The organism is Rhodococcus opacus B4 (genome assembly GCF_000010805.1).
GTDB classification, from domain to species: domain Bacteria; phylum Actinomycetota; class Actinomycetes; order Mycobacteriales; family Mycobacteriaceae; genus Rhodococcus_F; species Rhodococcus_F opacus_C.
This window is the reverse complement of record NC_012522.1, coordinates 4,738,834-4,751,828: the sequence shown is the minus strand read 5'-3', so window position 1 is coordinate 4,751,828 and position 12,995 is coordinate 4,738,834. Positions and strand designations below refer to the sequence as shown.

The 12,995-nt window shown below is 67.7% G+C and carries 14 protein-coding genes; 4 read left to right on the top strand and 10 right to left on the bottom strand.

The features are described 5' to 3' along the window. Positions 1-13 precede the first annotated feature (13 nt). On the top strand, positions 14-892 hold the full coding sequence (locus ROP_RS21840) for a metal ABC transporter ATP-binding protein (RefSeq protein WP_012691578.1): 879 nt from the start codon (positions 14-16) through the stop codon (positions 890-892). Continuing rightward, complete coding sequence (locus ROP_RS21835; RefSeq protein ID WP_012691577.1) at positions 889-1,782, top strand: metal ABC transporter permease; 894 nt, start codon at positions 889-891, stop codon at positions 1,780-1,782. The genes ROP_RS21840 and ROP_RS21835 overlap by 4 nt, the downstream gene beginning before the upstream one ends. Positions 1,783-1,787: 5 nt before the next feature. Here the strand turns inward: ROP_RS21835 and ROP_RS21830 are convergent, their stop codons facing one another. The 4 genes from ROP_RS21830 to ROP_RS44860 form a co-directional block, all read right to left on the bottom strand. Beyond that, a complete protein-coding gene (locus ROP_RS21830) occupies positions 1,788-2,318 on the bottom strand; it encodes a DUF3558 domain-containing protein (RefSeq protein WP_012691576.1) in 531 nt (176 codons plus the stop codon). After that, positions 2,315-2,731 carry a hypothetical protein gene (locus ROP_RS21825; protein ID WP_012691575.1) on the bottom strand — a complete coding sequence of 139 codons (417 nt, stop codon included), beginning with the start codon at positions 2,729-2,731 and terminating at the stop codon, positions 2,315-2,317. The genes ROP_RS21830 and ROP_RS21825 overlap by 4 nt, the downstream gene beginning before the upstream one ends. A gap of 63 nt (positions 2,732-2,794) precedes the next feature. Beyond that, positions 2,795-3,556 (bottom strand): ESX secretion-associated protein EspG, encoded by a 762-nt coding sequence (locus ROP_RS21820; RefSeq protein WP_012691574.1) that lies wholly within the window; start codon positions 3,554-3,556, stop codon positions 2,795-2,797. After that, entirely contained in the window at positions 3,553-4,716 is a 1,164-nt protein-coding gene (locus tag ROP_RS44860; protein WP_043826741.1) for a PPE domain-containing protein, read from the bottom strand. Before ROP_RS44860 ends, ROP_RS21820 begins: the two co-directional genes overlap by 4 nt. Before the next feature lie 129 nt (positions 4,717-4,845). Between ROP_RS44860 and ROP_RS21810 the strand changes: the two genes are divergently transcribed. Both ROP_RS21810 and ROP_RS21805 read left to right on the top strand, forming a co-directional pair. Continuing rightward, complete coding sequence (locus ROP_RS21810) at positions 4,846-5,604, top strand: LamB/YcsF family protein (RefSeq protein ID WP_012691572.1); 759 nt, start codon at positions 4,846-4,848, stop codon at positions 5,602-5,604. Then, entirely contained in the window at positions 5,604-6,224 is a 621-nt protein-coding gene (locus ROP_RS21805) for a 5-oxoprolinase subunit B family protein (RefSeq protein ID WP_043825120.1), read from the top strand. The genes ROP_RS21810 and ROP_RS21805 overlap by 1 nt, the downstream gene beginning before the upstream one ends. A gap of 21 nt (positions 6,225-6,245) precedes the next feature. On the opposite strand, the gene ROP_RS21800 is transcribed toward ROP_RS21805, so the two are convergent. The 6 genes from ROP_RS21800 to ROP_RS21775 form a co-directional block, all read right to left on the bottom strand. Next, on the bottom strand, positions 6,246-7,199 hold the full coding sequence (locus ROP_RS21800; RefSeq protein ID WP_012691570.1) for a PDR/VanB family oxidoreductase: 954 nt from the start codon (positions 7,197-7,199) through the stop codon (positions 6,246-6,248). After that, the gene (locus ROP_RS21795) at positions 7,180-8,205 is read right to left on the bottom strand and encodes an aromatic ring-hydroxylating oxygenase subunit alpha (protein WP_012691569.1); all 1,026 of its coding nucleotides are present in this window, start codon (positions 8,203-8,205) and stop codon (positions 7,180-7,182) included. The genes ROP_RS21800 and ROP_RS21795 overlap by 20 nt, the downstream gene beginning before the upstream one ends. Positions 8,206-8,224: 19 nt before the next feature. Further along, on the bottom strand, positions 8,225-8,995 hold the full coding sequence (locus ROP_RS21790; RefSeq protein ID WP_012691568.1) for an SDR family NAD(P)-dependent oxidoreductase: 771 nt from the start codon (positions 8,993-8,995) through the stop codon (positions 8,225-8,227). Further along, positions 8,992-10,497: a C45 family autoproteolytic acyltransferase/hydolase gene (locus ROP_RS21785; protein ID WP_012691567.1), complete on the bottom strand. Its 1,506-nt coding sequence runs from the start codon at positions 10,495-10,497 to the stop codon at positions 8,992-8,994. The genes ROP_RS21790 and ROP_RS21785 overlap by 4 nt, the downstream gene beginning before the upstream one ends. Further along, positions 10,494-11,330 carry a polysaccharide deacetylase family protein gene (locus ROP_RS21780; RefSeq protein ID WP_012691566.1) on the bottom strand — a complete coding sequence of 279 codons (837 nt, stop codon included), beginning with the start codon at positions 11,328-11,330 and terminating at the stop codon, positions 10,494-10,496. The genes ROP_RS21785 and ROP_RS21780 overlap by 4 nt, the downstream gene beginning before the upstream one ends. 165 nt (positions 11,331-11,495) lie before the next feature. Next, the gene (locus ROP_RS21775; RefSeq protein ID WP_197535761.1) at positions 11,496-12,926 is read right to left on the bottom strand and encodes an APC family permease; all 1,431 of its coding nucleotides are present in this window, start codon (positions 12,924-12,926) and stop codon (positions 11,496-11,498) included. Positions 12,927-12,995 lie beyond the last annotated feature (69 nt).

Sequence of the window (12,995 nt, the reverse complement as noted above, 5' to 3'; positions counted from 1 at the left end):
AACTGATCGGCTTGTGACTGAACCCACTTCGAAGAACGCCGGCAACGGTCGCGTCCCCGCGCTGGAACTGACGGGGGCGCGGCTGTCCTTCGGCGAACGCACACTCTGGCAGGACCTCGACCTCACCGTGGAACCCGGCGAATTCGTCGCCGTCCTCGGACCCAACGGGTCGGGCAAGACGTCGCTGCTCAAGGTGCTGCTCGGCCAGCTCGCCCTCAGCTCCGGCACCGCGCGCATCGCCGGAACCCCGGCGCGGAAAGGCAATTCGCACGTCGGGTACATCCCCCAGCAGAAGTCGCTCGACGACGGGTTGCCGCTCCGCGGCCGCGACCTCGTCGGGCTCGGCGTCGACGGCCACCAGTGGGGAACTGGTCTTCTCCGGCGCGGCCGTCGCCGGGCCATCGTCGACGCGGCGATCGCCGAAGTCGGCGCCCAGCACTACGCGGACGCACCGATCGGTTCCATGTCCGGCGGCGAGCAGCAGCGACTGCGGATCGCGCAGGCCCTCGTCGGCAACCCGCAGATCCTGCTGTGCGACGAACCGCTGCTCAGCCTCGACCTGGCCAACCAGAACCTCGTGTCCGGCCTCATCGACCGGCGGCGCCGCACCCACGACACCGCCGTCCTCTTCGTCACCCACGAGATCAACCCGATCCTTCCGCTCGTCGACCGCGTGCTGTACCTCGTCGACGGCCAGTTCCGCATCGGCACACCGGAAGAGGTCATGACGTCGGAGGTGCTGTCCGAGCTGTACCGCACCGACGTCGAGGTGCTGCACGTACGCGGCCGCCTCGTCGTCATCGGCACCGGCGACGCCATCGACGCACTCGGCAGCGCGGGCGGCCTCCGCCCCGGCGAGGGCGTGCACCACACGGACGAGGGACACGCATGAGCAACAAATTCACCGACGCCATGTCACGCATGTTCGACGTCCCCGCCACCGTCGACCTCCTGCAATACGACTTCGTGCAGCAGGCGTTGATCGCGGGCGCCATCCTCGGCCTCCTCGCGGGCGCCATCGGACCGCTGATCGTGAGCAGGCAGATGTCGTTCGCCGTGCACGGCACGAGCGAGCTGTCCCTGACCGGCGCATCCGCTGCCCTGCTCATCGGCGTCAGCGTCGGGGCCGGTGCCATCGCCGGTTCCGTGGTCGCGGCCGTCCTCTTCGGACTCCTCGGCGCGAAGGCCCGCGACCGTGACTCCGTGATCGGCGTGATCATGGCGTTCGGGCTCGGTCTGTCGGTGCTGTTCATCTGGTCGTATCAAGGCCGCACCGGCACCAGTTTCTCGCTGCTGATCGGGCAGATCGTCGCCCCCGGAGACAGCGGGCTGCAGTTGCTGCTGCTCTGCGCCGTCCTGGTCATCGGGGTCCTCGGCCTGATTTACCGCCCCCTCCTCTTCGCGAGCACCGACCCCGACGTCGCCGAGGCCCGCGGCGTCCCGGTGCGCGCGCTGTCCATCGTGTTCGCCGTCCTCGTCGGCATCACCGCCGCCCTCGGCGTGCAGATCGTCGGGGCTCTGCTCGTCATGGCACTGCTCATCACCCCTGCCGCAGCCGCCGCCTACGTCACCGCCAGCCCCCTCAAGGCGACCATCCTGTCCATCGTGTTCGCCGAACTCGCCGCCGTCGGCGGCATCCTGCTGTCCCTCGCACCCGGCGTCCCCGTGTCCAGCTTCGTCACCACGATCTCGTTCATCATCTACCTCATCTGCAGACTCAGCGGCTCCTCACGACGCAAAAACGCCGGACGCCTCGCCCACTCGCACGCTCACACACACTGAGCCGCCTACAGGTGGTCGGGGAAATACGGCGCCAGCGACGTCGCCACCTTCGTCGCCTGATCACACGCCGCCTCGACGGTGGTGAACTCCTCCAGCTCGCTATAGCCGATCATGAACTCGAGAATCCCCGGCTCGATCGCCACCGACACCGTGCACGCACTACCCCCACGAAAATCCGACACCAGCGCACTCCGCCCGCCGATCTGTGTCTCTCTCAGGACGTTGAATCGGTCGCTCGACTCGATGTCTTCAAACGTCTCGGCACGCGCGGCGATCGTGATGCCGTAGTTTGGATTGTTCGACAAATACCCACAGCCGCGGGCGCTTGGGACGTCGGTGTCATCGCGTTCCGGCGGCCGCACATCGAGACCGACAGCGCGGATAGCATCGGGCGGGAGTCCGTCGCAGGGATGGAACGTGATCTCAGGTTTCGGTTGCTGGCCCGCCTGACCCTCGACTGATTGATTGCAGGCGCTGAGCGTTAAGACTGCGGCGAGAATTGCCACGGAGCCGACACATTTGCGGTGATGGATCACAGTTGCTGTCCTGACTGATTCAAGTCTCCGGCAAGCGCTGAATCTTGCTCTTGGTACCGCGTGAGTGTCGCCTCGAACATCGACTTCATATCGAGTGCGTAGGCCTCATGAGCGAGAAACAACCCCACCGCGGTATTGCCGGAATCGATGGTTTCGCTGCCGCCAATTGCCTTCTCGTCAAATTTTCGAGCAAGGTCCTTCGCTGATTCGATGTCTTTTTCGCCGATACCGAGGTCCAGAGCTCGAAGGTCGTTTCGCGCGCGTCTGGCCAATTCACGCATATCCTCCGCGTGCTCCTGGCACAGCTTGATGCACTGCTCTATCCCGTCCGGGTCGAGTTCGAGCCTGCCTCCCCCGACGACGTTCTCGGTGAATGCCTTCCAACCGGCTTCCGGTGCTTCTGGCCCCGCCATGTTCGTGTCCCCTCCGTGTGTCGTGCCGTGTCCCCACCTGTGCAATCGCCGGCGCGTGGCAATCTACCAACCGCGGCCGCCGACCGACCCTGCGCGAGGAGTAGCACCGACCCTGATCAGGGTGTCGAGTGAGGCTACGAGCTGGTCGGGGCCTGCCGGGTGCGCGGCGGCGGGATCGTGCGGGCCGATCACGTAGCGACCGTCTCCGGCGATGTCGATCCAACTCATGACGCCGACGTCGCGGCCGGTGCCGTAGCGCGGGCCGCGGAATACTCGGATCTTGCCGCGACCCGCGTATCCCTTCTGCACGGCGTTTTCGAGTCGCGGGACAGGAGCCGCCCGATTGACCTCTTGCAGGATTCCCTGGGAGAAGCCGAACTCCTCCTCGTCCCGTCGCTGGAACCGGCGCCTGCCGGCGGCGTTCTGCGGGATGACACCGATCAGTTGCGCGCCCAGTCGTCCGGCGTGCCCGGCGCCGATCACCACGTCTCCGCCGATCTGCGGTGCCCGGCCGGGGAGTTGTGAGGCGATCACAACCCATTGCCGGTGCTGCGCACCGATGATGCGGATCGGTGTGTCGTCCGCGGTGGTACCGGAGATCTCCACATACACTTCGGGCTCGGCGAGCACTGCCAACGCCGACCTCACGTCGTCGTGCTCGGCACCTGCGAAGGTTTCTCGTACCCGGTTCTGCTCGGCCACATAGGCGTTGAGCCCGGGGTGTGCGCTCACGATCCGGAAGGGGTACGGGATGCGGTCCTGCCCGGTGCCGGCCCACAGCGCGTCGAACAGTTCGGGACGCAGCCGCCAATTACGCATGCTCATGCACCGATCACCGGCGGCGAGACGAGGGGCAGTGTGCCGATCAGCTCGTTGCCGTTGTCGAGGGTGATCAGGTAGTCGGGCGTCTTGTGTTCCTTGTCCTCGCCGCCGCCCCTGGCAGCCCCCGGGGCACCGCCCATCATTCCGCCGCCCATCGGGCCGGTGCCCCGCATCCCGGCACCCACGCGACCACCGGCAGCAGCACCCGCGGCCCCGGGTACCGAGCCCGACCGGGCTCCGACGCCCATCCGACTTCCGGCGCCGCCGGCGTTGCCCGGCCCGCCGAGTCCGAATCCGCTCGCTCCGGCACCTCCACCCGCACCCGCGGATCGTGAGCCGGCACCCGAAGTCGAATCGGTTCCCTGCGGCATCGCCGACCGGCTCTGTGCCTGATCACCCGTCACCGAGGCGGGCGCCGTCGCCGCCGGTCCGGGGGCCGACGACGGCGCGGTGGCCGCATTCTGCTCCGCGCCGTCCGCTGCGGGAGTACCGGGCGCGGCGGAGGCGTCGCTGTCCGGAGCCGCGCTATCGGGCGCGGGGACGGAACTCGGCTGCCCGGAGCTCGGTCCCCCGAACCGATCGCTCGAGGTCGGGGCGCCGCTGGAGTCGACGCCGGGCGCGGACGGACCCGAAGGCACATCGACGATGCTCTCCGGTTTCGTGAACGACGGGACGTTGCCGTCCGAGGTCGCGAGTCCCGGGTTGAAGATCGTGGCCATCTTCTCGCGCGCTTCGCCGTCGCGGCGGTAGTACTCGTCCTCGGTGTCCGTGTCCCAGGGCGTCAGCTTGTCCCACAATCCGGTGCCGATGGTTTCGGGAACCTGCGACCGCAGCGACGCGACCGTCTCCGCCAGCGGGGTCAGCGCGGCCGCCACTCCGTGAAGTTGATCCTGTGCCTGCGGTGCGGAGGTCGAGTACCGCTCGGTCTCGCTGTAGGCCACCGACGCGGCAGCCCCCTGCCAGCTCTCGCTGATCGTCTTCTTGATCGCGTCGCTGAACTCGACGATCGCGTCGTGGGCCGTCGTCCCCAGTTCGGTCCAGGCTCTCGCGATGCCACTCAGGTGTTCGACGTCCATGCCGGCGACGGCGCTCGCAATCCTCGCGTGGTCCCACTGGTCCGAGTGGAAGTTCTCGGGATCCTTGATGTATGCCGGGTCGGTCACGTTTCCCCCTCCGATGGCGCGGTCCGCCACACACGGTCAATTGTTCTGACGCAGCAGGACCCTCACCGGTTCCGCCCGCCCCCGCGAGAGAATCTACAAGACGGCACTCGGAACCCTAGTATCGAATATGTGCCGGCAATCGATCTGAACAGCGACCTCGGCGAGAGCTACGGTGCCTGGACCCTCGGCGACGACGTGGCGATGCTGAAACTCGTGACCAGCGCAAACGTGGCCTGCGGGTTTCATGCGGGCGATCCCGCGACACTGTGGGCCTGTTGTTCCGCGGCGTCCGAGTTGACGGTCCGGATCGGCGCGCAGGTGGGCTATCACGACCTCGCCGGGTTCGGACGTCGGTTCATCGACGTGGCCCCGCGTGACCTGACGGCCGACGTCGTCTATCAGATCGGAGCCCTCGACGGCCTCGCCCAGGTGTCCGGGTCCGCGGTCGCGTACGTGAAACCGCACGGCGCGCTGTACAACGCGATCGTGCATCACCGGGAGCAGGCCCGCGCGGTGGTCGCGGCGGTGAGCGCGTACGACGACACGCTTCCGGTTCTCGGTCTGCCCGGTTCGGTGTTCCTCGAGGAGGCCGAGAAGGCGGGACTGCGGACGGTCACCGAGGCGTTCGCCGACCGTGCGTACACACCCGAGGGAACGCTGGTGCCCCGTTCGACGGAAGGCGCCGTCCTGCACGATCCGGCGGTCGTGGCGGAGCGAGTCCGCAGGCTCGTCGTCGATCACACCCTCGAAGCGGTGGACGGCACGGTCCTCCGGGTCACTGCCGAATCCGTCTGCGTCCACGGCGATACACCCGCGGCCGTCGAGATGGCCACCGCCATCCGGTCGTTGCTCGACGCCGAGGACGTCACGGTGGAGCCGTTCGTGTGATGCGCATCCTCGACGTCGGAGAAAGCGCCATCCTCGCCGAGTTCGGGGACCAAGACACCGTGCTCGCACACTTCCGTGCCCTGGACGAGTCCCGGCTACCCGGTGTCCGGGAGGTGATCCCGGCCGCGCGCACCATTCTCGTGCGGTTCGACCACGGCGCGACGAGCCGTGACCGCGTCGCCAAGTGGGTGCGGACGACGGAACCGGTGGCGGCGGTCGCCGAGGACGCCCCGGAGGAGATCCGGATCGCCGTGCGGTACGACGGACCCGACCTCGAGGACGTGGCCGAGCTGACCGGCCTGGGTGTCGACGGCGTCGTCGAGGCGCACACCGGAACACCGTGGACGGTGGCGTTCTGCGGCTTCGCACCGGGTTTCGGGTACCTCACCGGCGGCGCACCCGAACTGCACGTGCCGCGACGCGCGACGCCCCGGACCTCCGTCCCCGCCGGCACCGTGGCTCTGGGCGGGGAGTTCACCGGAATCTACCCCCGCAGTTCGCCCGGCGGCTGGCAGCTCATCGGGACCACGGACGAACCGATCTGGGATGCCGGACGCACTCCTCCCGCTCTGCTCCGTCCCGGCGTCGTGGTGCGCTTCGCGCCCGTGAGTACTTATTAACCGCCCGACGTTAATAAGTACTCACAGGTCGAGGACGAGGCGGGCACCGCAGGCCCGGGACACGCAGATCATCATGCTGTTGCACTGCGCACGTTCGCTTTCGGTGAGGAGGTCGTCGCGGTGGTCGACGTCGCCGCCGAGGACCTTCACCTCGCAGGACCCGCAGATGCCCATCTCGCAGGACGACGGATGGTCGATGCCGGCGTCGCGGACCGCCTCGAGCACCGTCTGGTCGGGACGTACCGGGACGACCTTCTCGCTGCGGGCCAGTTCGACCTCGAATTCGCCGCTCGACCCGACCACGGGTGCCGCCGCGGCGAACCGTTCGAGGTGGAGATCGTCACCGCGACCCGCCCGCGACATCCGTTCCACCAGCGCATCCATGAGCGGCGTGGGACCGCAGCAGTAGACCGCCGCCCCCGACGAGGACGCCACGACGGACTCCAGATCGAGGTGACCGTGCGTGTCCTGCGGCACCAGTTGTACCGCGGACGGGTCCAATTCGCGGACGAACGCGAAGTGCTCGACGGTGCGCGCGCCGTACACCAGTTCCCAGGTTCCGCCGCGTCGCTGCACTTCCCGGATCATCGGCAGCATCGGGGTGATGCCGATGCCGCCGGCGACGAACACGTACCGATCCGCTTCTGCCAAGACGAAGTTCGAACGCGGGCGGCCGATCGGGATCACGCGGCCCGGACGCAGCTCGCGATGAACCTCCACCGAACCGCCTCGGCCCGCGGGCAGTTCGAGGACGGCAATCCGGTACCGCGACGTATCGGTGGGGTCGCCGCACAGCGAGTACTGCCGGACCGTCCCCGACGGCAGGTGCACGTCGACGTGGGCGCCGGGCTCCCAGGCGGGCAGTTCGCCACCGTCGGCACGGGCGAGCTCGTAGGAGGTGATCGACTCGGACTCCCAGCGGGCGGCGACGACGCGCAGCGGAAGTGTCTGCGAATCAGACGAACTCGTTGACATGACTGCCGTCCTTGACACGATTCATCAGCTCGGTGAACGAGCGCCGGTAGTTGAGGGTGAACAGGTCGGCGGGCACGGAGAATTCCTGGAACTCCGAATCCCAGGGGATCTCGCGGGGTTCGATGAATTCGACGATCGGGATGTCCTCGAGGTACACCATCTCCTCGACGCGCAGGCATTCCTCGAGGTCCGCGCCCCGGTAGCCGACCTCGTTGGCGACGCCCCAGAAGATCTTGACGTGCTCGTAGTCGATCGGCGACGGGAACCCGGCGACGACGCGGCGTCCGAGCTTCTCGTAGTGGTACGTGATGGACGCGAGACCCGGTGCGGAGCAGCGGTACCGCATCATGCAATCGCCGTCGTTGGCCCAGTCGCCGGAGCCGGCGTCGAGCGGCCGGTCCATCCAGACGTCGAGGCCGTCGCGGTTGACGATCAGCGGTTCGACGACCTCCGGGGTCGGGCCCATCGACACCTTGTGGACGAACGGGAAATGCGCGACGTCGCGGAAGTTCTCGATCGTCACCCCGACTCCGACGGACGAGTCGATCGGGTCGGCGGCAAGCCATTCGAGGTCGAGACCCTGCCACTCCTCGATCTCGTACATGTCGCGGATCGGATCCTCGAGCACCGTCCAGACGTGGCCGAACCGTTCGACCGCCGGGTAGGTGGCGATCGACGCGCGCGGCGGGATCTTGCCCTGATCCGCCAGGGACGGGATGCGGCTGCAGCTACCGTCGGCACTGGAGAACTCCCAGCCGTGGTACGGGCAGCCGATGGAACTCCGGTGTACTTCGCCCATCGACAGGTCGCCGCCGCGGTGCGGGCAGCGACGCGACTGCACCGAGATTCGCCCCTCGCCGTCGCGGTAGATCACCAGGCTGACGCCGAGGAGCGTGGCCGTCTGGGGCGTGTCGAGGTCGCAGAGTCGAGCGACGGGGAACCAGGAGCGGCGCATCGACGCTTCGGCCAGTTCACGTTTCGTGGGGGCGGGGATCGAGGTGGTCACGATAGTCCTTTCTGGGAGTTCAGGCGCCGACGACGAGCGCTCCACCGTTGACCGCGAGGGTCTGACCGGTGATGAATGCTGCTCCGTCGGAGGCGAGGAAGGCGACGGCCGCGGCTATTTCGTGGGCGTCGCCGAGACGGCCGAGGGGGACGGCGGCGAGTTCTTCGGCGTAGACGTCGTCGGGGACCATCCGGGTGTGGATCGCGCCCGGGGCGACGGCGTTGACGAGGATCTTCTGCGAGACAAGTTCGGCAGCAAGGGCTTTCATCAGGCCGAGTTGCGCTGTCTTGGAGACCATGTAGCCGTACGAGTGACCGTCCGGCACCTGCCCCCACTGCGAGGAGATAAAGATGACGCGTGGGGCGTCGCTGCGCGCGAGGAGCGGCGCGGCGGCGCGGATGATGGCGTACGGTCCGAGGACGTTGACGTCGAGATACGGTCGCAGGTTCTCGACAGGTGTCTCGCCGAGCGCCTTCCAGTCGTGCATGATGCCGGCGTTGTGGACGAGGATGTCGAGGCGACCGAAGTTGTCCTGCGCGATGGCGACGGCCCGCTCACCCGCGTCCGGTGCGGTGACGTCCAGTTCGAGGCATTCGACACGGCGCCCGGTGCTGTCGCGAATCTCCTTGGCGACCGCCGACAGTTCCGCGGTGTCGAGATCGGCGATGATCAGGTCGGCCCCGCGGGACGCGAGGGTCCGCGCGTGGGCGGCGCCCATCCCCCGGGCCGCGCCGGTGACGAATGCGACGCGGTCGTCCAACCGGACACTCGGAATTGCGGTGAGACTCATACTCCCGCCCCCACGATGTGCGGCTCGGTGACGTACAGCATGTTGCCGTCGGGATCGAAGAACGGACGGTACTGGTACCACGTTCCGCTGGGGTGCTTCCACTGGATCCGCTCGTCGACCCATTCGACGCGCCCGTCCAGCGCGGCCTCGGCCTCGTCCAGACTGTCGACCTCGAATGCGATCGAGTCGTAGCCGGGTGCGTTGTCGGGATTGACCGCCGTGCGGCGCGGAGCATGTTCGCCCACTTCGGATTTGAAGATGTAGAGCGTCACGTTGCCCATGTCGATCGCCGCCCACTCCTCGTCCCTCTCGTACGGGAGGTGGAAGGGCAGCCCGAGGACGCCGTGGTAGAACTCCACGAGTGCGTCGACATCGCGCGTGAGGATGTCCATGTTGTCGATACGCTTCAGTTTCAGCACGGTGTTCTCCTTGGTCGGTGCCGCGAAATCGGCGGGAATGGTGCAGGGCCCACCGGAATGGGCGGTCAGGGTTCCGTTCTCGACGTCGAGCGAGACGGTGGCGAGGGTTTCGAAGCGAGCCGACGCGGGCAGGGCCGGGTCGCCGTGGCAGCACGTCGCTCCGCCGCCGAGCAAATGTGACGTCATCGCCTCGAGGACTGCGGGAGTACCGACATCCGGCCTGCCGGACAGTCGACGGTGGAGCATGTCGAACCGGATCACGGTGTCCGGTCCGTCCCGGAGTTCCGTGTCGTGCAGGTTCGCCGGACTACTGAGGAAATGGTTGGTGTGGACGAGCAGGCCGTCGTGATCCGGCAGAGCGTATCCGATTCCGCCGGGATTGAGTTCGACACTCACGGCGGCGGATTCGCCACCGGTGCTCGCGACGAGCGTCAGCGACGTCGACGCCGACACCTCCGCCTGGGCGAGCCGGACGAGCGCGTGGTTGAGGTCGCGCGACTCGTCTAGCACGGCGCGGGCCAGCACATGCACCGGGACGCCGATCCCGTTCCCGTCCTCGGTGTGATGGAGGATGTTGAAGTGCACGCCGAGTCCGCGGTCGTTGACGCCGATCTTGCCGACGATGCCGTATTCGGTGACGGTGGTGGTCAGGTGACCGTTCTCGTGCGGGATGTCCCAGACGAGCCAGAGGTCGGCGAGTTCGGCGAACCAGTCCCACGCCTGCACGGAGACCGGTGTGGACCCGTCCCGGAGCTTGACGACGGTCGAGCACTCGCTCGGCGTGGTCCCGCCGACCGCGGCCAGCACCTCGGTGCGTGCATTGATCGCCGCGACCGCGGTGACCGGCAGACCGGCGCCCTCCGCGATGCCGGCGATCTCGTCGGCGAGTGCGGGCGCGGCCGCGGTGATCCGCTCGAGGGCGAGGGTTCCCCAGTGGTTCAGGTCGACGGTCGAGCCGGCGGCGCGGTCGAAGAGCTGCCGGTACGCGGCCACGCAGGCGCCGACCTGTTCTGTGTGGATGCGGCCGAATTCGTAGCCCCGGTCCCACGGCCGGGTCTGCGTGGAGCGGAACCGGCGGGTCACGACGCCGCCTGCAGCTGCGGCGCCACCCGTTCGGCGACCTCGTCGAGGCGCGCGAACCACACGTCGCCGGATTCGGCCATGTGCGCCACGACCTGCTCGAACTGGGCGAGCCGGTAGGGACGTCCGATGACCTCGGGATGCATGGTGAAGCTCGTGTGCCTGCGTTCGGCGCGGGCCGACTCGAATTCGGCTGTCCAGCACCGGCGCAGCTCCTCCGGGTCGGCGACGTTGCCGCCGCCGTCGATGTTCCAGCCGAAGCGCGGCCAGTCGTCGAGCGACCAGTGCACGGGCAGTTCGAGGATCTCGAGCCCGTCCCAGGACTCGAGGTACGGGCGGTCGTCGCCCATACAGCTGGAGTCGTAGAGGAATCCGCGGTCGACGAGCAGTCCGAACGTCTCGGGAGTGAGTTCCCAGGAGGTGGAGCGGTATCCCCGCGGCCGGGGGACACCCAGCCGCTCCAGCGCCTCGAGGCCCCCGTCGATCTCGTCGATCTGCTGCTGCTCGCTCACCTTGTCACTGCGCAGGTGCAGGTGTCCGTGGTGGCCGATCTCGTGCCCCGCATCGAGCAGGCTCTCCACCATCGCGGGGTGGTGTTCCGCGGTGTGTCCGGGGACGAAGAACGTGGCCGAAATGTCGTATCGGGCAAGCAGGTCGAGGATGCGCGGCACTCCGCGCGTGACGCCGTAGCGACCCTCGGACAGGATGGTCAGGCGGCGTGCGTACTCGTCGCCCTCGCCGAGCCAGCCGACCTCCGCGTCGACGTCGAAGGTCAACGACACCGCGGCGGCCTTGCCGCCCGGCCAGTCTGCGGTGGGAAAGTCCTGAATCGTCAAGACACGCTCCTCTGTTTGCGCCGCTCCGGCGGCGGGTACGACTCGATGCTGCGCATTTCGTCATCCAATAGGCATTGATTCAACGCTTTGCGTGTTGAGGGCCACATTATCAGCGCGCAAACCGTCACACAACCCCAGAAACCCTAGACATTTGCGCGGATCCAGTCAGCCCTGCTGCGCATTGCGCAGCGTCACCCCACCAGGTTCGCCCGCCTCGAGCGCCGCATACACCGCTGGGCGGGACCGCCGCATCCGCAGGGCGACGACAACCCCGGCGACGTAGGCTGATGCCACCAGGCTCCCGATGACCCACGCGCCGAGCCGATCTCCGATGAGCAACTCGAAGTTGGTGACGACGAGAGCAACGACCGCGAGCAGACCGACGATCGCCGAAGTCGGCGCCACGACCGTGTTCCACCGGCGCTTGTCGAGATCGCGCCTGCGGAAGAACACGATGACGGCCAGGTTGGTGAGCGCCATGAGCAGAACGATCCCGAGCGTGGCCGCACCGGACAGCCACGTGTACGCCTGGGTGATCGGATCGATGCCGCTGACCGCCACCACCGCGAGCAGCACTCCGGAGATCGAGGTCAGGACGAGCGACGAGCGCGAGGGCGCGCCGTACTTCACATTGACCCGGCCGAGCGCCGACGGCAGCACTCCCATCGAGCCGAGCGTGAACTGATACCGCGTGATGACGTTGTGGAACGACAGCACGCACGCGAAGACGCTGGTCACGACGAGAAGCTGCATGATGTCGTGCACGACCGTTCCGGCATACCGCGTGGCGAGGTCGAACACCATGTTCACGGGGTCGTCCGACGCCGTGCCCACGGCATCGGTGACGCCGGCTCCGACGACGACGGCCCACGCGGACAGCGCATAGAACGCACCGATCGACACCACCGCGACATACGTCGCCCGCGGAATCGTGCGGTCGGGGTCTCGCGCCTCGTTCCGAAACACCGCCGTCGCCTCGAACCCGAAGAATGCAAAGAACGCGAACATCAGCCCCAGTCCGGGAGAGCCGTCGAACACCGTGGCCGGCAGCAGCGGCGCGGCGGTCAGTCCGGCGGCGCCACCCTTGACGAGGATCGCGAGATCGAGCACGACGACGATGAGTGCCTCCGCGATCAGGAGCACTCCGAGGATCTTGGAACTGAGTTCGATGTCGCGGTACCCGAGCACGGAGACGATCCCGAAAGCCACGAACGAGAACACCCACCAGGGGACGTCCACGTGCAGGTAATGCGCGGCGGCGTTGCTCGCCGCCACACCCTGATAGGAGTAGACGGCGATGAGGAGCATGGCGTACGACACGAGCGCCAGCAACGCGGCACCCAGCCCGTTCACCCGTCCGAGCCCGGCCTGCACGTACGAGTAGAACGCCCCCGCGTTGCGGACGTGCCTGCTCATGAGCGTGTATCCGACAGCGAACAAGGTGAGGATGACGGCGGCGACGAGGAAGAACAGCGGCGCGCCGATGCTGCCACCGAACGCCATGACGATGGGCACCTGCGCGGCGACGACGGCGAGCGGCGCCGCGGCGGCCACCACCATGAAGACGATGGCGCCGACACCCAGTCCGCTGTTCAAGGGATGCGGACTCGCGTCAGGGCCTGCGCCGCCGTTCTCGGGCACAGAGGAGTGCGGAGTCATGTATCT